This is a genomic window from Pseudomonas sp. PS01300 (assembly GCF_029960155.1).
GTDB lineage: Bacteria > Pseudomonadota > Gammaproteobacteria > Pseudomonadales > Pseudomonadaceae > Aquipseudomonas > Aquipseudomonas palmensis.
The window spans coordinates 16945-38428 of sequence record NZ_JASCPN010000053.1 but is presented as its reverse complement, the minus strand read 5'-3'; the positions used below and the strand labels follow the sequence as shown (position 1 = coordinate 38428).

Sequence of the window (21484 nt, the reverse complement as noted above, 5' to 3'; positions counted from 1 at the left end):
GGTCAAGCCCGCTCCCACAAGGTATGCACCAGCCTCAAGGCAGCGGTGAACCTGTGGGAGCGGGCTTGACCCGCGATGAGGCCAGCAAGATCAGGCGCGGGATTCGACGCCCAGTTCATCCCACACCGACTCCGCCAGGTGGAACGTGGCATTGGCCGCCGGGATCCCGCAATAGATCGCGCTCTGCATCAGCACTTCCTTGATCTCTTCGCGGGTCACGCCATTGTTCGCCGCTGCCCGCAAGTGCAGCTTCAGCTCTTCATTGCGGTTCATGCCGATCAGCATCGCGATGGTGATCAGGCTGCGGGTATGGCGTGGCAACCCCGGCCGCGTCCAGATATCGCCCCACGCGTGCCGGGTGATCATTTCCTGGAACTCGCCGTTGAACTCGGTGAGGTTGCTCAGGCTGCGGTCCACATGGGCATCGCCCAGTACCGCACGCCGCACCTGCATGCCGGCCTCGTAACGTTCTTTTTCGTCCACAACCTACTCCTCAGCGGGCCAGCAGAAAATCGATCACGCGGCGGCTGAACGGCGCGCCGACTTCAACGTTGGACAGGTGCGCCGCCTGGAACTCGGCATACTCGGCACCCACCACATGCTCCTGGATGAAGCGCCCGCCAGCCGGCGGCGTGACCGCATCGGCACTGCCGGAAATCACCAGCAGCGGCACCTTGATCTCACCCAGCTGGTCCCGGAAGTCCGCATCGCGCACCGCGCCGCAGTTGGCCGCATAGCCATCGGGCGAAGTGCCCGCCAGCATGTCGGTGATGCGCTTGGCCTGGTCCGGGTTGGCCTGCGCATAGGCCTTGGTGAACCAGCGCTCGATGGAGGCGTCGCGCAGCCCCACCATCGCCGCCTCGCGGTCGCGCAGCACCATGTCGATGCGCGGGTTCCATACCTCGTCGTTGCCGATCTTGGCTGCGGTGTTGCACACGATCAGGCGGTTCAGGCGCTCGCCGGCATGGATGCCCAGCCACTGCCCGATCAGCCCGCCCATGGACAGGCCGCAGAAATGCGCCCGCTCGATCTTCAGCGCGTCCAGCAGTGCCAGCACGTCACGCCCCAGTTGCTCGATGCTGTACGGCCCCTCGGTCACCAGCGACTGGCCATGCCCGCGAGTGTCGTAGCGCAGTACCCGAAAATGCGCGGCAAATGCCGGCAGTTGCGGGTCCCACATGGTGTGGTCGGTGCCCAGCGAGTTGGACAGCACCAGCACCGGTGCGCCCTCGGGCCCGTCGAGCCGGTAGTTCAGTACGCCATCAGCGAGTTGTACGCTAGCCACAACGGCCTCCTTCAACGCTTGAATTGTTGGTGTTCAGCCACCGCCCGCGCCACCCACACGCGGGCCTGGCCCAGGTAATGAGCAGGGTCGAGCAGGCGGTCGAGTTCGTCCGCCGACAGCTCGGCAGTCACCTGCGGATCGTCGCGCAGCACGTCGCGCAGCTGACGCTGTTCGGCCACCGCACGCTTGCAGCAGGTTTCCAGCAGGTGGTGTGCGGTGTCCCGGCCCAGTCGCTGGGCCAGCACGATGCTGACCGCCTCGGCCAGCACCAGGCCCTGGGTCAGGTCGAGGTTGCGGCGCATGCGCGCAGCATCCACCTCCAGGCCCTCGGCAATCACCTGGGCCTGGCGCAGGGCGCCGGACACCAGGCAGCAGATCTCGGGCAGGGTTTCCCATTCGGCATGCCACAGGCCCAGGCTGCGCTCGTGCTCCTGGGGCATGGCCGCGAACAGCGTGGACACCAGCCCCGGTACACGGGTAGCGGCGCCGATCAGCACCGCCGCGCCCACCGGGTTGCGCTTGTGCGGCATGGTCGACGAGCCGCCCTTGCCCGGCGCAGCAGGCTCGAACACCTCCGCCGCCTCGGTCTGCATCAGCAGGCTCACATCGCGTCCCAGCTTGCCCAGGCTGCCGGCGATCATGCCCAGCACCGAGGCGAGCTCCACCAGGCGGTCACGCTGGGTATGCCAGGGCTGCTCGGGCAGGCTCAGCCTGAGCTGCCCGGCCAGCGCCTCGGCCACCGGCAATGCCTTGTTGCCCAGCGCCGCCAGGGTGCCGGAGGCGCCGCCGAACTGCAGGCTCAGCAGGCGCGGCTTGAGCTCCTGCAGGCGCTGACGGTGACGGGTGAGTGCACCGAGCCAGCCGGCGATCTTCATGCCCAGGGTCACGGGCGTTGCATGTTGCAGCCAGGTGCGCCCGGCCAGCGGCGTGTCGGCATGCTGCAGCGCCTGGTGCGCCAGGCTGTCGGCCAGGCGCGCCAGGTCGGCTTCGATCAGGCCCAGGGCATCGCGCAATTGCAGCACCAGCCCGGTGTCCATCGCATCCTGGCTGGTAGCGCCCAGGTGCACGAAGCGCTCGGCTTCGGGCACGCCGCTGGCAATCACCTTGCCCAGCGCCTTGACCAGCGGGATGGCCGAGTTGCCGGCCACCGCGATGGCCTCGGCCAGGGCCGCGAAGTCATAGCGCTCGGCCTGGCAGGCCGCTTCGATCGGTGCCACCGCCACCTGCGGGATCAGCCCCACCGCCGCCTCGGCGCGGGCCAACGCGGCTTCGAAATCGAGCATGCCCTGCACCCGGCCACGGTCGGAAAACACGGCGCGCATGGCCGGCGCGGTGAAGTAGGCATCGAACAGCTGATTGCCCGGACGTTGGTTCATCGGTGGTCCTTCTCAATGATCGTGGTGCAGGTACGCCGCCTGCTTGGGCAGGCGCAGGCTGAACAGGAAGGCAATCGCCATCATCACCGTAACGTACCAGTAAAAGGCGTTTTCCATGTTCAGCGACTTGAGCCCCAGTGCCACATATTCGGCCGAGCCGCCGAAGATCGCGTTGGCCACCGCGTAGGCCAGGCCCACGCCCAGCGCACGTACCTGCGGCGGGAACATCTCGGCTTTGACCAGCCCGCTGATCGAGGTGTAGAAGCTCACGATGGCCAGCGCCAGGGTGATCAGCACAAAGGCCAGGAACGGGCTGGTGACGGTTTTCAGGGTAAGCAGGATCGGCACCGTGCACAGGGTGCCCAGGGCGCCGAACCAGAGCATCGAGGTGCGCCGGCCGATGCGGTCCGAGAGCATGCCGAACAGCGGCTGCATGCACATGTACAGGAACAGTGCACCGGTCATGATGAAGCTGGCGGTCTTGGCGCTCATGCCCGCAGTGTTCACCAGGTACTTCTGCATGTAGGTGGTGAAGGTGTAGAAGATCAGCGAGCCGCCGGCGGTGTAGCCAAGCACGGTGATGAACGCCGCCTTGTGGTGGCGGAACAGGCCGCCGAGGCTGCCGGCATCCTTGTCGTTGCGGGTTTCGGCGCTGCTGGTCTCTTCCAGCGAGCGACGCAGGAACAGCGAGATCACCGCCGCGATGGCACCCACCACGAACGGGATGCGCCAGCCCCAGGCGCGCAGCTCATCTTCGGTGAGCAGTTGCTGCAGGATCACCACCACCAGCACCGCCAGCAGTTGGCCGCCGATCAGGGTCACGTACTGGAACGAAGCAAAGAAACCGCGCTGACCGCGCAGGGCCACCTCGCTCATGTAGGTGGCGGTGGTGCCGTATTCGCCGCCCACCGACAGGCCCTGGAACAGCCGCGCCAGCAACAGCAGCGCCGGTGCCCAGGCGCCGATGCTGGCGTAGGTCGGCAGGCAGGCGATCACCAGCGAGCCGGCGCACATCATCAGCACCGAAATCATCATCGAATTCTTGCGCCCGTGGCGGTCGGCCACACGGCCGAACAGCCAGCCGCCGATGGGCCGCATCAGGAACCCGGCGGCGAACACGCCGGCGGTGTTGAGCAGCTGCACCGTCGGGTCGTCGGAGGGGAAGAAAGCCGGGGCAAAGTAGATCGCGCAGAAGGCATAGACGTAGAAGTCGAACCATTCCACGAGGTTGCCCGAGGAGGCACCGACGATGGCGAAAATGCGTTTGCTGCGTTCTTCGCCGGTGTAATGGATTGAAGTCATGGCAATTCACTCTGGGAGGATGTCTGAAGTCTAGACACACTCGGTAACACTCACGTTCCACAGAACAATCACCCCGCTGCCCCGACCTTGCGTGGAGGTCGCAGCAGCGGGGTCATTGATTTACACGCGCTCGATGGCCAGGGCCAGGCCCTGCCCGACACCCACGCACATGGTCGCCAGGCCTTTGCGCCCGCCGGATTTCTCCAGCTGGTGCAGCGCTGTCAGCACCAGGCGTGCGCCGCTCATGCCCAACGGGTGACCCAGGGCAATGGCGCCGCCGTTGGGGTTGACCTGCGGCGCGTCGTCGGCAATGCCGAGTTCGCGCAGCACGGCCAGGCCTTGGCTGGCGAAGGCTTCGTTGAGCTCGATCACGTCGAAATCGGTGACCGCCACGCCCAGGCGCTCGATCAGCTTGCGCACCGCCGGCACCGGGCCGATGCCCATTACCCGGGGGGCAACGCCGGCACTGGCCATGCCGAGCACGCGCGCGCGCGGGGTCAGGCCATGCTTTTGCACCGCCTCGGCCGATGCCAGTATCAGCGCCGCGGCGCCGTCGTTGACGCCCGAGGCGTTGCCGGCGGTGACCGTCTTGTCCGCGCCGTTGACCGGCTTGAGCCTGGCCAGGGCTTCGAGGGTGGTATCGGCGCGCGGGTGTTCGTCGTGCTCGACCACGGTCTCGCCCTTCTTGTGCGCGATGCGCACCGGCACGATCTCTTCGGCGAAGTAGCCGGCGGCCTGGGCCTTGGCGGTGCGCTGCTGGCTGCGCAGGGCGAAGGCATCCTGGTCGGCGCGCGATACCTGATAGTCGTCGGCCACGTTGTCGGCGGTCTGCGGCATCGCGTCCACGCCGTACTGGGCCTTCATCAGCGGGTTGATGAAGCGCCAGCCGATGGTGGTGTCTTCCAGCTTCATGTTGCGCGAGTAGGCGCTTTCGGCCTTGCCCATCACGAACGGTGCACGGGACATCGACTCGACGCCGCCGGCAATCGCCAGCTCCATCTCGCCGCTGGCAATGGCGCGAAACGCCGTGCCGATGGCGTCCATGCCCGAGGCGCACAGGCGGTTGAGGGTCACACCCGGCACGCTGTCGGGCAGCCCGGCCAGCAGCAGGGCCATGCGCGCCACGTTGCGGTTGTCTTCACCGGCCTGGTTGGCGCAGCCGAAGAACACTTCGTCGAGCTGGTCCCATTGCACCGTGGGGTTGCGCTCGATCAGCGCCTTGAGCGGTACCGCCGCCAGGTCGTCGGCGCGCACGCCGGCCAGGGCGCCGCCGAAGCGGCCGATGGGGGTGCGAATCGCGTCGCAGATGAATACGTCACGCATCAGGCTTCTCCCGGCGCTTGGCCGTGGGCGGCCGCGGTGCGCGCTTCGAGGTCGCGCAGCGCAGTCAGCTCGACTTCGCTCGGCGCCACGGTGGTTTCGACGCTGTCGGCAAAGCGGATCGCCCAGCCGGTGGCGGCGACGATCTGCTCGCGGGTCACACCCGGGTGAATCGAGGTGACCACGAATTCGTTGCTACCGGCTTCAGGTTCCATGATGCACAGGTCGGTGATGATGCCCACCGGGCCAGCACCGGGCAGGCCCAGGCGTTTGCGCGAGTCGCCGCCTTCGCCGTGGCCGACCGAGGTGATGAAGTCGAGCTTGTCGACGAAGGCGCGCGAGGACTGCTTGAGGATGATCAGCACGGTCTTGGCGGAGCCGGCGATTTCCGGTGCGCCACCGGCACCCGGCAGGCGTACCTTGGGCTGGTGGTAGTCGCCGACCACGGTGGTGTTGATGTTGCCGAAACGGTCGACCTGGGCGGCGCCCAGAAAGCCCACGTCGATGCGCCCGCCCTGCAGCCAGTAGCGGAAGATCTCGCCGGTGGGCACCACGGTATCGGCGGTTTCGGCCAGCTCGCCGTCACCGATGGACAGCGGCAGTACCGTTGGCTTGGCGCCGATAGGGCCCGATTCGTAGATCAATACCACGTCGGGCGAAGAGGTCAGGCGTGCCAGGTTGGCGGCCTTGGACGGCAGGCCGATGCCGACGAAGCACACGGCGCCGTTGCGCAGGCGGCGGGCAGCGGCAACGGTCATCATTTCATTGGTGGAGTAGCTCATTGTGCAGCCTCCGAAGCGCTGGCCAGTTTTGCCTTGAAGGCAGGGAAGTCGGCGGTGCCGCGAATGTATTCGTCGATCCAGGCGGTGAAGGTCTCACGGCTGCGGGCAATCGGGTCCCAGGCCTGGTAGAAGCGGTTGTCACGCTCGGAGTAGCCGTGCGCGTAGGACGGGTGCGCCCCGCCCGGTACCAGGCACACGGCCGACAGTGCCCAGGTGGGCAGCACGCAGGCATTCATTGGCGCGTTGAGGTCGTCGACGATCTCTTCCACGGTGACGATGCAGCGCTTGGCGGCCAGGGCGGCCTCCTTCTGCACACCCAGGATGCCCCACAGCAGCACGTTGCCCTTGCGGTCGGCCTTCTGCGCGTGGATCACGGTGACGTCCGGGCGAACCGACGGCACGGCGGCCAGCACCTCACCGGTGAACGGGCAGGTCACGCTCTTGATCAGCGGGTTGACCTTGGGCAGGTCGGAGCCGGCGTAGGCGCGCAGCACCGCGAACGGCAGGCCCGAGGCACCGGCAACGTAGGCGTTGGCGAGGTCGGCGTGGCTGTGTTCTTCGATTTCCATGGCGTGCGGCCACTGCTTCTCGACCGCGTCACGCAGGCGGTGCAGCGAACCGACACCCGGGTTGCCGCCCCACGAGAAGATCAGCTTGCGGGCACAGCCGGCGCCGATCAGCTGGTCGTAGATCAGGTCGGGGGTCATGCGCACCAGGGTCAGATCCTTCTTGCCCTGACGAATGATTTCGTGCCCGGCGGCGGTCGGGATCAAATGCGTGAAGCCTTCGAGGGCGACGCTGTCGCCGTCGTTGACGAACTGCTTCACGGCGTCGTGGAGCGAGAGGATTTCAGCCATTGCAGACTCCTGGAGAGCGGTTTCAGAGGTGCCTCTGGGCGGCACCGGCATGAGCTCAGATTAAGGCGGCGCATTGGGCCGTACAATCCGATAATCGCCATAGCGTTCGATTATCGAACGTATTGTTGTTGTGCTAAGGATCCACAAACCATCGCGGGTCAAGCCCGCTCCCACAGGTACGGTGGAGATCCATGTGGGAGCGGGCTTGACCCGCGATAGGGGCGCTACTGCCAGCCGGTCAGGTCGCGTCAGCGTGGCTCACCACACCCTTGATCACCACCGCCACCGTCGCGATCGCGGCCGGGATCACCAGGGCCGTCAGCACCTGTTCGAAGTTCCAGCCCAGGCCCAGCAACGTGGCGCCCATCCAGGCCCCGAGAATCGCGCCAAACCGGCCGATGCCCAGCATCCACGACACGCCGGTGGCGCGGCCCTGGGTGGGGTAGAAGCGCGCCGCCAGCGACGGCATCGCCGACTGCGCCCCGTTCACGCACATGCCGGCAATCAGCACCAGGGTCGCCAGCAGCGTGATGTTGCCCAGGCTCTGGCCCACCGCGTAGGCGAACACCCCGGCCAGCAGGTAGAAGGTGCCGATCACCTTGTGCGGGTTGTAGCGGTCCATCGCCCAGCCTACCGCCACCGCGCTGAGCACGCCGCCGAACTGGAACAGCGCACCGATGAACGCCGCCTGCTCCATGCTCGCGCCGCTGTCACGCATCAGCGTGGGCAGCCAGCTGGTCAGCAGGTAGACGATCACCAGGCCCATGAAATAGGTCAGCCACAACAGCAGCGTGCCGACGCTGTAGGTGCCCGAGAAGATCACCGCGAACACGTTGCGCGCCTTGACCGTCTTCTGTTCCGGCACGCTGAAGCTGGCAGCCTGGTTGACGATGCCCGGCTCGATCGGCGCCAATGTGCGGCGTACCCGGTCGGTGCCCTTGTTGCGCACCACCAGGTAACGCGCCGACTCCGGCAGCCACACCATCAGTACCACCACCAGCAGCAGCGGCAGGATGCCGCCGATCAGCAGCAGGCTGTGCCAGCCGAACATCGGGATCAGCTTGGCGGAAATGAACCCGCCACCGGCCATGCCCAGGTTGAAGCCGCAGAACATGCTGGTGACCAGCAACGACTTGTGCCGCTCGGGGGTGTATTCGGACAGCAGCGTGGTGGCGTTCGGCATGCCGGCGCCAAGGCCCAGGCCGGTCAGAAAGCGCAGCACCAGCAACTGGTCGACGTTGGTGGCATAGGCCGAGGCCAGGCTGAACGCGCCGAACAGCAACACCGCGCCCACCAGCACCACCTTGCGCCCGAAACGGTCGGCCAGCGGCCCCGAGCCCAACGCACCGAACACCATGCCGATCAGCGCGGCGCTCATCACCGGGCCCAGGCTGGCGCGGTCGATGCCCCAGTCCTGGGACAGTGCCGGGGCAATGAAGCCCATTGCGGCGGTGTCCAGGCCGTCGAGGAACACGATCAGAAAGCACAGGATGACCACCCGCCATTGGTAACGCGACAACGGCTGGGCATTGATGAACGACTGCACATCCAGGCAGTTTCCAACAGCAGCTTGGGGACTATTCATTGTTTTTATCCAGAAGATGCGCGCGAGTGTGCGGGTGCGCGCGTGAACGGCACAGACGGTCGGGTACGGGTCTTTTGGAAAGGGTCAGCTACCGTGCAGCCGGCAGGCGGGCAGGTACAGGCTGAAGCAGGACAGGGTGCAGGTCATGGGGTGTTCTCTCGCTCATTATTATTGGAGGCCGTCAGGGGCCACTTGATGCGAGGGACATTAATAAGGCGCGCGACGCAGCGCAATTCGATAAACGCAAGACTGTGCGTTTATCGAACAGGAACCGCTCGGCGCATTCAACTGAACAGCTGGGTACTCAGGTCGCGGCTGGCCGCCACCATGATCGGCAGGAACTTCTGCTCCAGCTCGCTGCGACTCACCCGCCCGGCGTGGGTGCTGATGTTCAGCGCCGCCAGCACCTGGCCGGAGGCGTCGTACACCGGCACCGCGATCGAACGCAGGCCCTGCTCCAGCTCCTGGTCGACCACGCACCAGCCCTGCTCGCGCACCTGCTGGAGGATTTCCAGCAAGGCTGCCGGGTCGTGCACGGTACGGCTGGTCTTGGCCTGCAGGTCGGCGTGCTCCAGGTATTCGTGCAGGGTGGCGTCGTCCAGCGCCGCCAGCAGGATGCGCCCCATCGAGGTGCAATAGGCCGGCAGGCGCCCGCCCACCGACAGGTCCACCGAAATAAGGCGCTGCACCGTCGCCGAGCGGGCGATGTAGAGAATGTCGTCACCTTCGAGGGTGGCCATGTTGCAGGCCTCGTGCAACTGGTCGCTCATGCGGTCCAGGTACGGCTGCGCCGATACCGCCAATGGCGTCGAGGACAGGTAGGCATGACCCAGGGTCAGCACCTTGGGCAGCAATGAATAGGTGCGCCCGTCGGTGGTGGCATAGCCGAGCTTGATCAGCGTGTGCAGGCAACGGCGAACCGCCGCGCGCGGGATCTCGGTGCGGTGGCTGATCTGGGCGATGGTCAGGTGCCGCTTGCGCTCCTGGAACGCCTGCACCACCGCCAGGCCTCGCGCCAGCGACGTCATGAAATCCGGGTCGCCGGTGAACGCCTGGATGCGCTTGGCCGGCGAGGCCACGATGGGCGGCGCCAACGAAGCGAAAGAGCTGCGCACGTTGTCGTTCAGGCCTGGGCCCTTGCCCCCTGTTTCTTCACTCATGACTCACCTCGGCAAACTTCACTTGGGCGATTATCGAACCATCGGCCGATAATCGCAATTGACCGATACCTACAATTGCTTATACCTTTCGCCTGCCACATGTGGCTTCTTGGAGAGACTGGTCAGGTACCCACCGTAGAAGTCCCAGGCACGGCCTTGCCCACCAGCAAGGCCGTTTTTGCTTCTGCCGGGCTGACAGGCCCCGACAGAAGGTGTAAAACAGCCATTCAACTGCAATCACCCTCGTCTTATATAGACGCTCGACACAATGGCCTGTGCCGCTGTCGTCGGGTTAAACGTGCTTGTGTTGAAATCGGCATCAACTCCAACTTCAGGAAACACTGTGACGAAAGATGAACTGCGCGCTGAACTCGAGCGCCAGGAACAACGTTACAAGGACGTTTATGGCGGAGAAGTCACCACATACGCCGCCCAACCAGACCCCGAACGCAAACCCTGGCGCAAACGTGCCAGCCTGCTGGACCAGGCATTTGCCGTGGAACTGCAAAAGATCGAAAAGGAGCTCAGCCCACAGGAGCCCTGACCCTCGGACAAAGCGCCCGCCCCTGGGCACGGCACCGGCACGAAGACGGTGCCTTGGGCGACCCTTGCGGCGTCGAAGATGAAACCGTTACGTAATCTCACAAATTTAATACGGTCGTTTGAATTATTCAGCCGTGGAAAACATCGGTTTTTTCTTGACCGTTCGCGTTATTTTTTCTGATTTTTGCCGATCTTTCTTGATTACCCTCCCCTCCTGCAGTGCCCTGCCCCCCCGCAAAAGCGCCCCGACCGGTCAGCACCTAGTGCATCGATTACCCAGGATTTCTGGCATAATCGCGCCCCCTTATGACCGGGTCAGAATTCCTTCATGATCGATTTATTCAGCGGACTTGATGCCTGGGTACTGGTGAGCCTGTTGCTCGCCTTGACCTTCGTGCTCGCCTTCGAGTTCATCAATGGCTTTCATGACACCGCCAATGCGGTAGCGACTGTCATCTATACCAAAGCCATGCCGCCGCACCTGGCCGTGTTCTTTTCCGGCGTGTTCAATTTCCTTGGCGTCCTGCTGGGCGGAGTCGGGGTGGCGTATGCCATCGTGCACCTGCTGCCGGTGGAGCTGCTGATCAATGTGAACACCGGGCATGGCCTGGCCATGGTCTTCTCGCTGCTGGCCGCGGCCATCGCGTGGAACCTGGGTACCTGGTACTTCGGCATCCCGGCGTCCAGCTCGCACACCCTGATCGGCTCGATCCTGGGCGTGGGCCTGGCCAACGCGCTGCTCAACGACATTCCACTGGGTGACGGGGTCAACTGGCAGAAGGCAATCGACATCGGCATGTCGCTGGTGCTCTCGCCCATGGCCGGCTTTGCCGTGGCCGCGCTGGTGCTGATCGGCCTGAAGTGGTGGCGCCCGCTGTCGAAGATGCACAAGACGCCTGAACAGCGCCGCAAGCTCGACGACAAGAAGCACCCGCCGTTCTGGAACCGCCTGGTACTGGTCATTTCGGCCATGGCCGTCAGCTTCGTGCACGGTTCCAACGATGGTCAGAAAGGTATCGGCCTGATCATGCTGGTGCTGATCGGCATCGTACCGGCGCAGTTCGTGCTGGACCTGAACAGCACTACCTACCAGATCGAACGTACCCGTGACGCGACCCTGCACCTGAGCCAGTTCTACCAGCGCAACAGCGAAACCCTGGGCGAATTCCTGGCACTGGGCAAGGCCAAGGCCGGTGACCTGCCGGAGCAGTTCAGCTGCAATCCGCAACAGACCGAGCCGACCATCACCGCGCTGCAGCAGTCGCTCAACGGCGTGGCGGACTACCATTCGCTGACTGCCGAGAAGCGCGTGGAAGTGCGGCGTTACCTGCTGTGCCTGGATGACACGGCGAAAAAGGTCAGCAAGTTGCCAGGCCTGGAAGCACGTGAAAAGGCCGACCTGGACAAACTGCGTCGTGACCTGACCGCGACCACCGAGTACGCGCCGTTCTGGGTGATCCTGGCGGTGGCCCTGGCCCTGGGCCTGGGGACCATGGTGGGCTGGAAGCGTGTGGTACTGACCATTGGCGAAAAGATCGGCAAGCAGGGCATGACCTATGCCCAGGGCATGTCGGCGCAGATCACCGCAGCCTGCGCGATTGGCGCGGCCAACATCTTCAGCCTGCCGGTGTCGACCACCCACGTGCTGTCGTCGGGTGTGGCCGGGACCATGGTGGCGAACAAGAGCGGCCTGCAAGGCGGCACCGTGCGCACCATTCTGCTGGCCTGGGTGCTGACCCTGCCAGCGACCATCGCCTTGTCGGCGGGGTTGTTCTGGTTGGCGTCCAAAGCCATCGGTTGAAATAACGCAGTACCGCAGAAGGGTCAGCCATTCAGTTGGCTGGCCCTTTTTTCATGGCCCTGCGCAAACGCACTGTCATTTATGCCAGTAGACGATGGGCCACCTGCAGCGCACCCTCCTTTTCACGCCGACAAGGAGAATGCACATGTCGAAGGACGACCCTATCCACGCTTGCGCTGGCGCCATGCACATCGCCCGGGCCCTGCACAGCGCCATGCGTTTGCCCAATGGCGATGTGCTGGTTGCCGGCGGCATCACCAATGGCGGGCTTGCCACCGACAGCGTGGAGCGCTTCAGCCTTGACCAGCGCGAATGGAAGCAACAACCCCCCAAGCAGAAGGCGGCATTCTCGCAACTCACGGTCATTCTGGACGACGGGTCCTTTCTGCTGGTGGGCGGCTCGCAAACCGGAGAAGCCAGCGACCACGTCGAGCGTTTCGACACCATCCGCTCATGCTGGACAACGCTGTGCAGCCTCCAGGTTGCCCGCTTCAGCCACACCGCTACGTCACTGTGGGGCGGCACGAACAAGGTGCTTGTCATCGGCGGCAACCACCTCAAGGGCGACACCGGTAAAGTGCTCGACATCGTCGAGCTGTACGACGTCGCCAGCGACGAGTGGCATCAGCTCGGTGAGCGCAGTCAGGCACGCATGACCCACAGCGCCACGTTGCTCGACTCCGGCAAGGTGCTGATTATCGGCGGCTATGCCCCCGACCAGGCACTGGCCCACTGCGAACTCTTCGACCCGCAGACCGGGCGGTTCGAGCCGACCACGCCACTGCCTGCCCCCCGCATGCAGCATACGGCCACGCTGCTGAACAATGGCCAGGTGATGGTGGCGGGCGGCACCTGCATTCCGTTTGGTGAAAGTGCACTGGAATCGTTTCTGTACGATCCGCTAGCCGATACCTGGCGAAGTGGTCCGCCCATGCAGCGTGGACACCAGGGGCACACCGCCACGCTGCTGCCCGATGGTCGGCTGCTGCTGGCCGGCCATACCAGACTGCCCTACCGCCCCAGCACCGAGCTGTACGACCCACGCAAGGATGCATGGGTGCTGGGCAGCGAGCTGAACGAACCGCGTTTCTCCCACAGCGCCACGCTGCTGCCCGGCGATCAGGGCGTGCTGCTGTGCGCAGGCCAACTGCTCACACCCGACACGGCCTATACACGAAGCTGCGAGCACTGCTGCGGCCCCTTGGCACAACCTGCCGAGCCTGCGCAGGGTACCGGCTCGGTGCCTTCGGGCCCGCTTGAGAACCTGCCGGCGAACCGGCAACTCCACTGCCTCGACGCCTTGTCAGCGGCGCTTGCTGCCCCCCAGCAGTGAGCCCATCAAGCCCCGCACCAGTTGCCGTCCGAACTGATTGGCCGCCTGGCGCACCGCCGACTTGATCGCCTGCCCCGCCGCGCTCTGCAAGAACTCCCCGGCCTTGTCGGCCAGGCTTTCCTCGGCCGGCGCCTGCTGCGCCGATGGCACCTGCCCCTTGCGCGCCATCAATATCTCGTACGCCGACTCCCGATCGATCGGCTTGTCATAGCGCCCCTGCAACGGCGACGCCGCAATCAGCGCCGCCCGCTCGGCCTCGCTCAACGGCCCGATGCGCGATTGCGGCGGCGCGATCAGTACCCGCTCGACCATGCCCGGCGTGCCCTTGTCCTGCAGGGTGCCCACCAACGCCTCGCCAATGCCAAGCTCGGTCAGCACCGCCAGGGTGTCGAACGCCGGGTTCGGCCGAAACCCATCGGCCACCGCCCGCAGCGACTTCTGCTCCTTGGCCGTGAACGCACGCAAGCCATGCTGGATACGCAGGCCGAGCTGGGCGAGCACATCGTCCGGCAGGTCGCCCGGCGACTGAGTCACGAAATACACCCCCACCCCCTTGGAACGAATCAACCGCACCACCTGTTCCAGACGATCCTGTAAGGCCTTGGGCGTGCCGCTGAACAACAGGTGCGCCTCATCGAAAAACAGCGCCAGCAGAGGCTTGTCCGCATCGCCACGCTCGGGCAACTGCTCGAACAGCTCCGCCAGCAACCACAGCAGGAAGGTCGCGTACACCTTCGGCGCCTCGTGCACCAGGCGGCTGGCATCGAGCAGGTGGATGCGCCCGCGCCCGTCGGCAGCAGGCTGCAGCAGGTCTGGCAACTGCAACGCCGGCTCACCGAACAGAGCCTCGGCCCCTTGCTGCTCCAGGGTCGCCAGGCGCCGCAACAGGGCCTGGCTGGAACCGCTGGTCATCAGCGCACTGTCTTCGCCGAGCACCTGCGGGTTGTCCTTGAGGTGGCCGAGCAGCGCCTTGAGGTCCTTGATGTCCAGCAGCAACAGGCCCTCGCGATCGGCCACCTTGAACGCCGCATACAGCGCCGCCTGCTGGCTGTCGTTGAGTTCGAGCAGGTTGCCCAGCAGCAACGGGCCCATTTCGCTCAAGGTCGTGCGCAACGGGTGCCCGGACTTGCCGTGCACATCCCACAGGGTCACCGGATACGCCTGCGGCCGATGCTCGAGCCAGGGCATGCCGGCAATCCGCTCGGCCACCTTGCCCTGCGGGTTGCCCACCGCACCCAGGCCGCACAGGTCGCCTTTGACGTCGGCAGCGAACACCGCCACGCCGGCATCGCTGAAGGCCTCGGCCAGGTGCTGCAAGGTCACGGTCTTGCCGGTGCCGGTGGCCCCGGCAACCAGTCCGTGACGGTTGGCCAGACGCATGGCCTGGCACACCGGCTGCCCCGCCAGGTCCGCACCGAGAATGAACTGCGAAGAGTCAGGCATGTTTTTTCACCCTCTGTTCAAGCTTTAGTAGTACTCGGCCGATACCAAGTGTTGATGTTTCACCCAGAAAGTCAGGAAAAGCCCGACAAGGACATGGGAACTGCACTGCTTTCAAGATGCCTTTGTGCGAATGACCCGGATATAAAGACCTTAGCGGACCCAATACGCCATGAATAAAAGCTTCCGTTTCAGCCATAAGATCTTGCTGGCTGCTTCCCTGATCGTCCTTGTGGCCTTCACCCTCTTTACTCTCTACAACGATTACCTGCAGCGTAATGCGATTCACGAAGATCTGGAAAACTATGTCGGCGAAATGGGCGATGCCGCCTCGACCAACATCAAAAACCTCTTCGAAGGACGCCTGCTGCTGGTAGAGAACCTGGCACAGAACATCGCGGCAGCTCCCGGCAACCTCGATTCGCTGCTGGACCAGAAGGTGCTGGCGTCGAGCTTCATCACGGTGTACATGGGCAAGACCGACGGCGGCTTCACCGTGCGCCCGGTGATCCAGATGCCTGACGGCTACGATCCGCGCATCCGCGACTGGTACAAGGACAGCATGGCGGCCAACGGCCCGACCCTGACCGAACCCTACCTGGACATCAGTACCGGCAAGATGGTGATCGGCATGAACGCCACAGTGTCGCGCGAACTGGGCGTGGTCGGTGGCGACATGGAGCTGGACGCCCTGGTCAAGATCATCAACTCCCTGAATTTCGGCGGCATGGGCTACGCGTTCCTGGTGAACGACCAAGGCAAGATCCTGGTGCACCCGGACAAGGACCTGGTGATGAAGTCGCTGTCGGACCTGTACCCGAACAACACCCCGCGCCTGACCAAGGAACTGACCGAGGTCGAGAACAACGGCCAGACCCGTATCCTCAGTTTCGCACCGGTCAAAGGCCTGCCATCGGCCAACTGGCACATCGGTCTCTCGATCGATAAAGAAAAAGCCTACGCGATGCTGAGCAAGTTCCGCACCTCGGCGGTGATCGTCACCGTGATTGCGGTGGCCATCATCATCGCCCTGCTCGGCATGCTCATCCGCGTGCTGCTGCAACCGCTGCACATCATGACCCGCGCCATGGAAGACATCGCCCAGGGCGAAGGCGACCTGACCAAGCGTCTGAGCATCCACAGCAACGACGAATTCGGCACCCTGGGCCGCGCCTTCAACCACTTCGTCGAGCGTATCCACAGCTCGATCCGCGAAGTGTCCTCGGCCACCCAGCAGGTCAACGAAGTGGCACTGCGCGTGGTCAGCGCCTCCAACTCCTCGATGGTCAACTCCGACGAGCAGGCCAACCGCACCAACAGCGTGGCCGCCGCGATCAACGAGCTGGGCGCCGCTGCCCAGGAAATCGCCCATAACGCCGCGCAAGCCTCGCAGCAGGCCAGCTCTGCACGCCACCTGGCCGAAGAGGGCCAGCAGGTGGTAGACCGCAGCATCCAGGCGATGAACCGTCTGTCGGACCTCATCTCCACTTCCAGCTCGCACATCGAGACGCTCAACAGCAAGACCGTGAACATCGGTCAGATTCTCGAAGTGATCACCAGCATCTCGCAACAGACCAACCTGCTGGCCCTCAACGCGGCCATCGAGGCGGCCCGTGCCGGTGAAGCCGGGCGCGGGTTTGCCGTGGTGGCCGATGAAGTGCGCAACCTGGCCCACCGTACCCAGGAGTCGGCACAACAGGTGCAGAGCATGATCGAAGAGCTGCAGGTCGGCGCCCGCGAGTCGGTCGACACCATGAGCCAGAGCCAGCGCCACAGCCAGGACAGCGTCTCGATCGCCAACCAGGCCGGCGAACGCCTGGGCAGCGTGACCCTGCGTATCGGCGAGATCGACGGCATGAACCAGTCGGTGGCCACCGCCACCGAAGAGCAGACCTCGGTGGTCGAGTCGATCAACATGGACATCAACGAAATCAACATGCTCAACCAGGAAGGCGTGGAGAACCTGCAGGCCACCCTGCGTGCCTGTTCCGACCTGGAACAGCAGGCCGGCCGCCTCAAGCACCTGGTCGGTACCTTCCGCATCTGACCGCGCGCGCCGGGGGGGTGGCGCGCGGGGCGCGCAACATGATCGAACAAACTATCCTTCACTGAGGTCCACCCTAGGGCGCGTCATCCACCGCATATCCATGCGCGATGACAACCTGAAGACGGTCTCGGAGGGATGCTGATCGTGCACATCGCTGACATCACCATGTTCTACGCCCCCGCCAGTGGCGGTGTGCGTACCTATCTTGATGCCAAACACCGCCGCCTGGGCCTGAACCCCGGCGTTCGCCACAGCCTGCTGATCCCCGGCGCCAGCGCCAGCCATGCCAATGGCATCTATCAGGTGCCTGCCCCCGCCCTGCCCTTCGGCAACGGCTACCGCTTCCCGCTGCGTCTGGCGCCCTGGCGCAACGTGCTGCATGACCTGCAACCGGACCTGATCGAAGTGGGCGACCCCTACCTCACCGCCTGGGCCGCGCTCGATGCACGGCGCCAGCTCGATGTGCCGGTGATCGGGTTCTATCATTCCGACCTGCCGCTGCTGGTCGGCAACCGCATGGGCCACTGGTTCACGCCCAATGTCGAAGCCTATGTCAGCAAGCTGTACGGCAACTTCGACCGGGTGCTGGCGCCCAGCCAGGTGATGGCTGACAAGCTGCGCGGGCTGGGCATCGGCAATGTGCATGTACAGCGCCTCGGGGTGGACCTGCAGACCTTCCACCCCGATCATCGCGACCCCGGCCTGCGCGCCGAACTGGGGCTGGCCGACACCACGCGCCTGCTGGTGTTCGCCGGGCGCGGCTCCCGGGAGAAGAACCTGCCCGTGCTGCTGGACTGCATGAAACGCCTGGGCAAGCACTATCACCTGCTGCTGGTGGGTTCGCACATGCCCAGCAACGTGCCGGCCAACGTCACCATCATCAACCACTTCTGCCCGGCCACCCAGGTCGCCCGCCTGCTGGCCAGTGCCGATGCGCTGCTGCACGCCGGCGACCAGGAGACCTTCGGGCTGGTGATACTCGAGGCCATGGCCAGCGGCATCCCGGTGGTGGCGGTAGCGGCCGGGGCCTTTACCGAAATCGTCGAACCGAGCTACGGCCGGCTGTGCACGCCCAACGACGGCCAGGCGATGGCCGCCGCCGTGCGCGAGCTGTTCGAGGCCGGCGCACCGCAACTGGGGCAGCAGGCACGCCGGCATGCCGAACAGCACTACGCCTGGGACACAGTGGTCGGCGGCCTGCTCGAACACTATCGGGCCGTGCTGGGCCATCACGAGCAACCGGTGCGCGCCCATGCCTGAACAGCCTGACCTGCACAACCAGCACCCCAGCGTGCTGCTGGTGCTGCACGACGTGGCCCCGGAAACCTGGCCCGACTACCAGCCCTTCGTCGAAGCCGTCGACGCCCTGGGCGACATCCCCATGACCCTGCTGGTGGTACCCGACTTCCACCGGCGCAACCCTGTGCAGCAGGCCCCGGCCTTTCGCCAGGTGCTGGAGCGGCGACTGAGCCGGGGCGACGAACTGGCCCTGCATGGCTACTACCATGCCGACGACGGTCCGCCGCCACGTTCGCCGCGCGAGTACTTCATGCGCCGCATCTATACCTGGGAGGGTGAGTTCTACGCCCTGGGCCAGGCCCAGGCGCTGCATCGCCTGAATGCCGGGATCGAGCTGTTCCAGGCCTGCGATTGGCCGCTGACCGGCTTCGTTGCCCCGGCCTGGCTGATGAGCGAAGGCACTCGCCAGGCCCTGCGCGAAACCCCGCTGCACTACACCAGCGACCCGCAGCACTTGTTCCGCCTGCCCGACTTCAGCCGCATCGACGCCCCGGGGCTGGTGTGGAGCGCCCGCAGTGCCTGGCGCCGCGGGCTGTCGAAAGTGCTCAGCGAGGCGCGCCGGGCACGCCTGCACCAGGCGGCCACGATCCGCCTCGGGCTGCACCCGGTGGACATGCGCCATGCCTATTCGCGCCGCTACTGGCTCGACACCCTGCAGCAACTGCTGCAGCAGGGCCGTACCCCCATGACCAAGATGGCCTGGCTGGCCAGCAGGCCCGGCGCATGACTCGCCTGGGCTGGCTCACGCTGGCCCTGCTGCTGGCGCTGCTGGTACCGACGCTGCTGGGCGGCAGCGACCTGCTGCCGCGCCTGCAGCGGTTCCCGCTGGCGCTGCTGATGGGGTTGTTCGGCATGATCGTGCTGTGCTGGTGCATCAACGCCCTGCGCCTGCGTCTGCTGCTCGGCACCCAGGGGGCGGCGCTGGGGCGGGTGCGCAGCCTGGGGGTGATCATGGCCACCGAGTTCGCCATCTGCTCCACCCCCGGCGGCAGCGGCGGGCCACTGGCGCTGGTGGCCCTGCTGGCCAGGCACCGGGTGCGCCCGGCCCAGAGCAGCGCGGTGTTCGCCATGGACCAGCTCAATGACCTGGTGTTCTTCCTGTGCGCGATGTTCGGGATTGTCATCTACATGCTGTTCCACCGCTTTAGCGCAAGCATGCAGGGCATGCTGCTGGCCAGTGCGCTGATGATGTTCGCCGCCCTGCTGGCGGGGCTGGCGATACTGCGCTGGCGCCGCGGGTTGATGCGTGCGATGGGCCGTCTGCTGCGGCGGTTGAAGGTGCGTGACGCCACGTGCCGACGCTGGGCGCGCAAGGTGCTGCACTTCTTTCGCGCGTTTGCCGCCACCTGGCGCCTGCCCAAGCGGGTACTGGCACTGGTGTTCGGGCTCACCTGCCTGCACTGGGCGTTGCGCTACAGCGTGCTGTATCTGGTGTTGCGCGGGCTGGGGGCAGACCTGCAGTGGGTGTCGAGCTTTCTGGTGCAGATGCTCGCCCTGAGTGCCGGCCAGTTCAGCCTGTTGCCCGGCGGGGCTGGCGCGGCGGAGTTGACCTCGGCGACGCTGCTGACGCCCATGGTGGGCAAGTCGACCGCAGCAGCGGCGATTCTGATATGGCGGGTGGTGACGTACTACTTCTATCTGGTGGTGGGCGGCCCGGTGTTCGTCTGCCTGCTGGGCAAGCCGCTGCTGGAGCGGTTGCGCCTGGCACGGCGGTAGACACGCGTTGTGCCCTTCGCCAGCAAGGCTGGCGAGGGGCCGGTGCGGTCCTAGAACACCACCGTCTTGTTGCCGTGCACCAGCACGCGGTCTTCCAGGTGATAGCGCAGGCCGCGGGCCAGCACCATCTTCTCGACGTCGCGACCGAAACGCACCATGTCCTCGATGCTGTCGCTGTGGCTCACACGCACCACGTCCTGCTCGATGATCGGGCCGGCATCCAGCTCTTCGGTCACGTAGTGGCAGGTGGCGCCGATCAGCTTCACGCCACGCATCGACGCCTGGTGATACGGCTTGGCCCCCACGAACGACGGCAGGAAGCTGTGGTGAATGTTGATCACCTGCTGGGCGTATTCCTGGCACAGCTGTGGCGGCAGGATCTGCATGTAGCGCGCCAGCACCACCACGTCGGCGGCATGCTCCTTGACCAGACGCGACACCTCGGCAAATGCCGGCTGCTTGTTCTGCGGGTCGACCGGTACGTGGTAGAACGGAATGCCGTGCCACTCGACCATGCTACGCAGGTCGTTGTGGTTGGAGATCACGCACGGGATATCGCAGTCCAGCTCGTTGCTGTGCCAGCGGTGCAGCAGGTCGGCCAGGCAATGGGACTCGCGGCTGGCCATCAGCACCACGCGTTTCTTCTGGTCGGTGTCGGTAATGCGCCACACCATCGAAAACTCTTCGGCAATCGGCGCGAACGCTTCGCGCAGCGCCTCGATGCCGAAAGGCAGGGTATCGGCACGGATTTCGTGACGCATGAAGAACCAGCCGCTCAGGTCATCGGAATGATGGCTCGCTTCGGTGATCCAGCCGTTATGGGACGCCAGAAAATTACTGACTTTGGCGACGATGCCGACACGGTCGGGGCAAGCGATCACCAGCCGATAGGTGCGCATGAGAGGGGCTCCAGAGTTCGCAAAGGCGCGTATTCTAACGACTGCCCGGAAAAACTGCAGTAGTGATTGCATACCGTGTATCACAACCTCACACCGCAGCCAGCCTGGGCTTGCACCTCGTCAAGGGCACATTAAAGTTATTTAACAATTGAAGCGGATAATTGGGAGTATCTCGTCACAATACCCTTTCAATTATGAAGGTATTCCGCAATGACGGCGGTTTAATGTTTACTTGTATTAAGTGTCTGACTATTATTGCTGCACCGCTGTCCTGCGTCCCTTCCCTCCAAGGAATACCTCATGTCCCTGATCAACGAATACCGCGCTACCGAAGAAGCCATCAAAGAACTGCAAGCCCGCCTGAAGAACCTGTCCGAAGACAACAAGCTGAAAACCGAGCTGGAGTTTGAAGCCAAACTGCGCGAGCTGATGGGCGAGTACTCCAAGTCGCTGCGCGACATTATTGCTCTGCTGGACCCTGAGGCCAAACTGAACAAGGCCCCTCGCGGCCCGGTTAAAACCACCGGCACCAAGCGTGCACGCAAGGTCAAGCAATACAAGAACCCGCACAATGGCGAAGTCATCGAAACCAAAGGTGGCAACCACAAGACACTCAAAGAGTGGAAAGCCAAGTGGGGTGGTGACGTAGTAGAAGGCTGGGCGACCCTGCTCGGTTAATCGCTGGACACTGTAACCCGGTTACAGGTCAGCCCAAAACGCCAGCATGCTGGCGTTTTTT

At 64.7% G+C, this 21484-nt stretch carries 19 protein-coding genes; 8 read left to right on the top strand and 11 right to left on the bottom strand.

Annotated elements, in window-relative coordinates; translation table 11 throughout:
• Positions 1–90: 90 nt before the first annotated feature.
• From pcaC to pcaR, 9 genes are all read right to left on the bottom strand, one after another.
• Positions 91–483 (bottom strand): 4-carboxymuconolactone decarboxylase, encoded by a 393-nt coding sequence (pcaC, locus tag QMX96_RS20975; RefSeq protein WP_043860755.1) that lies wholly within the window; start codon positions 481–483, stop codon positions 91–93.
• 10 nt (positions 484–493) lie between these two features.
• Positions 494–1285, bottom strand: coding sequence for a 3-oxoadipate enol-lactonase (pcaD, locus tag QMX96_RS20970; RefSeq protein WP_054914805.1), 792 nt, complete (start codon positions 1283–1285; stop codon positions 494–496).
• A gap of 11 nt (positions 1286–1296) precedes the next feature.
• On the bottom strand, positions 1297–2661 hold the full coding sequence (locus QMX96_RS20965) for a 3-carboxy-cis,cis-muconate cycloisomerase (protein ID WP_282362335.1): 1365 nt from the start codon (positions 2659–2661) through the stop codon (positions 1297–1299).
• 12 nt (positions 2662–2673) lie between these two features.
• Complete coding sequence (locus QMX96_RS20960; RefSeq protein WP_282362334.1) at positions 2674–3963, bottom strand: MFS family transporter; 1290 nt, start codon at positions 3961–3963, stop codon at positions 2674–2676.
• Positions 3964–4083: 120 nt separating this feature from the next.
• Entirely contained in the window at positions 4084–5289 is a 1206-nt protein-coding gene (gene pcaF, locus QMX96_RS20955) for a 3-oxoadipyl-CoA thiolase (protein WP_173925075.1), read from the bottom strand.
• Positions 5286–6065 carry a CoA-transferase subunit beta gene (locus QMX96_RS20950; protein WP_043860750.1) on the bottom strand — a complete coding sequence of 260 codons (780 nt, stop codon included), beginning with the start codon at positions 6063–6065 and terminating at the stop codon, positions 5286–5288. Before QMX96_RS20950 ends, pcaF begins: the two co-directional genes overlap by 4 nt.
• Positions 6062–6922, bottom strand: a complete 861-nt coding sequence (locus QMX96_RS20945) for a CoA transferase subunit A (protein WP_043860749.1) — start codon at positions 6920–6922, stop codon at positions 6062–6064. Before QMX96_RS20945 ends, QMX96_RS20950 begins: the two co-directional genes overlap by 4 nt.
• A gap of 238 nt (positions 6923–7160) precedes the next feature.
• Positions 7161–8507 (bottom strand): MFS transporter, encoded by a 1347-nt coding sequence (locus QMX96_RS20940; protein ID WP_043860748.1) that lies wholly within the window; start codon positions 8505–8507, stop codon positions 7161–7163.
• A 284-nt stretch (positions 8508–8791) separates the two neighbouring features.
• Positions 8792–9667 (bottom strand): pca regulon transcriptional regulator PcaR, encoded by an 876-nt coding sequence (gene pcaR, locus QMX96_RS20935; RefSeq protein WP_173925037.1) that lies wholly within the window; start codon positions 9665–9667, stop codon positions 8792–8794.
• Positions 9668–10010: 343 nt separating this feature from the next.
• On the opposite strand from pcaR, the gene QMX96_RS20930 reads away from it, so the two are divergent.
• From QMX96_RS20930 to QMX96_RS20920, 3 genes are all read left to right on the top strand, one after another.
• Positions 10011–10211 (top strand): hypothetical protein, encoded by a 201-nt coding sequence (locus QMX96_RS20930; RefSeq protein ID WP_043860747.1) that lies wholly within the window; start codon positions 10011–10013, stop codon positions 10209–10211.
• Between the two features lie 327 nt (positions 10212–10538).
• Complete coding sequence (locus QMX96_RS20925; RefSeq protein ID WP_043862134.1) at positions 10539–12011, top strand: inorganic phosphate transporter; 1473 nt, start codon at positions 10539–10541, stop codon at positions 12009–12011.
• A 145-nt stretch (positions 12012–12156) separates the two neighbouring features.
• Positions 12157–13344 (top strand): kelch repeat-containing protein, encoded by a 1188-nt coding sequence (locus QMX96_RS20920; protein WP_282362332.1) that lies wholly within the window; start codon positions 12157–12159, stop codon positions 13342–13344.
• Here the strand turns inward: QMX96_RS20920 and QMX96_RS20915 are convergent.
• Positions 13315–14787 carry a helicase HerA-like domain-containing protein gene (locus QMX96_RS20915; RefSeq protein WP_043862132.1) on the bottom strand — a complete coding sequence of 491 codons (1473 nt, stop codon included), beginning with the start codon at positions 14785–14787 and terminating at the stop codon, positions 13315–13317. The two genes, QMX96_RS20920 and QMX96_RS20915, sit on opposite strands and share 30 nt — an antisense overlap.
• A gap of 169 nt (positions 14788–14956) precedes the next feature.
• Here QMX96_RS20915 and QMX96_RS20910 point away from each other — a divergent pair, with 169 nt between their 5' ends.
• The 4 genes from QMX96_RS20910 (at position 14957) to QMX96_RS20895 (ending at position 19846) form a co-directional block, all read left to right on the top strand.
• Positions 14957–16831, top strand: coding sequence for a methyl-accepting chemotaxis protein (locus tag QMX96_RS20910; RefSeq protein ID WP_043862131.1), 1875 nt, complete (start codon positions 14957–14959; stop codon positions 16829–16831).
• Positions 16832–16966: 135 nt separating this feature from the next.
• Entirely contained in the window at positions 16967–18091 is a 1125-nt protein-coding gene (locus QMX96_RS20905; protein WP_116052210.1) for a glycosyltransferase family 1 protein, read from the top strand.
• The gene (locus QMX96_RS20900; RefSeq protein ID WP_282362331.1) at positions 18084–18857 is read left to right on the top strand and encodes a polysaccharide deacetylase family protein; all 774 of its coding nucleotides are present in this window, start codon (positions 18084–18086) and stop codon (positions 18855–18857) included. The genes QMX96_RS20905 and QMX96_RS20900 overlap by 8 nt, the downstream gene beginning before the upstream one ends.
• Positions 18854–19846, top strand: coding sequence for a lysylphosphatidylglycerol synthase transmembrane domain-containing protein (locus tag QMX96_RS20895; protein ID WP_054914811.1), 993 nt, complete (start codon positions 18854–18856; stop codon positions 19844–19846). The genes QMX96_RS20900 and QMX96_RS20895 overlap by 4 nt, the downstream gene beginning before the upstream one ends.
• A 50-nt stretch (positions 19847–19896) precedes the next feature.
• On the opposite strand, the gene purU is transcribed toward QMX96_RS20895, so the two are convergent.
• On the bottom strand, positions 19897–20745 hold the full coding sequence (gene purU / locus QMX96_RS20890; RefSeq protein ID WP_043862127.1) for a formyltetrahydrofolate deformylase: 849 nt from the start codon (positions 20743–20745) through the stop codon (positions 19897–19899).
• A 300-nt stretch (positions 20746–21045) separates the two neighbouring features.
• Between purU and mvaT the strand changes: the two genes are divergently transcribed.
• The gene (gene mvaT / locus QMX96_RS20885) at positions 21046–21423 is read left to right on the top strand and encodes a histone-like nucleoid-structuring protein MvaT (protein WP_043862126.1); all 378 of its coding nucleotides are present in this window, start codon (positions 21046–21048) and stop codon (positions 21421–21423) included.
• Positions 21424–21484: the final 61 nt, after the last annotated feature.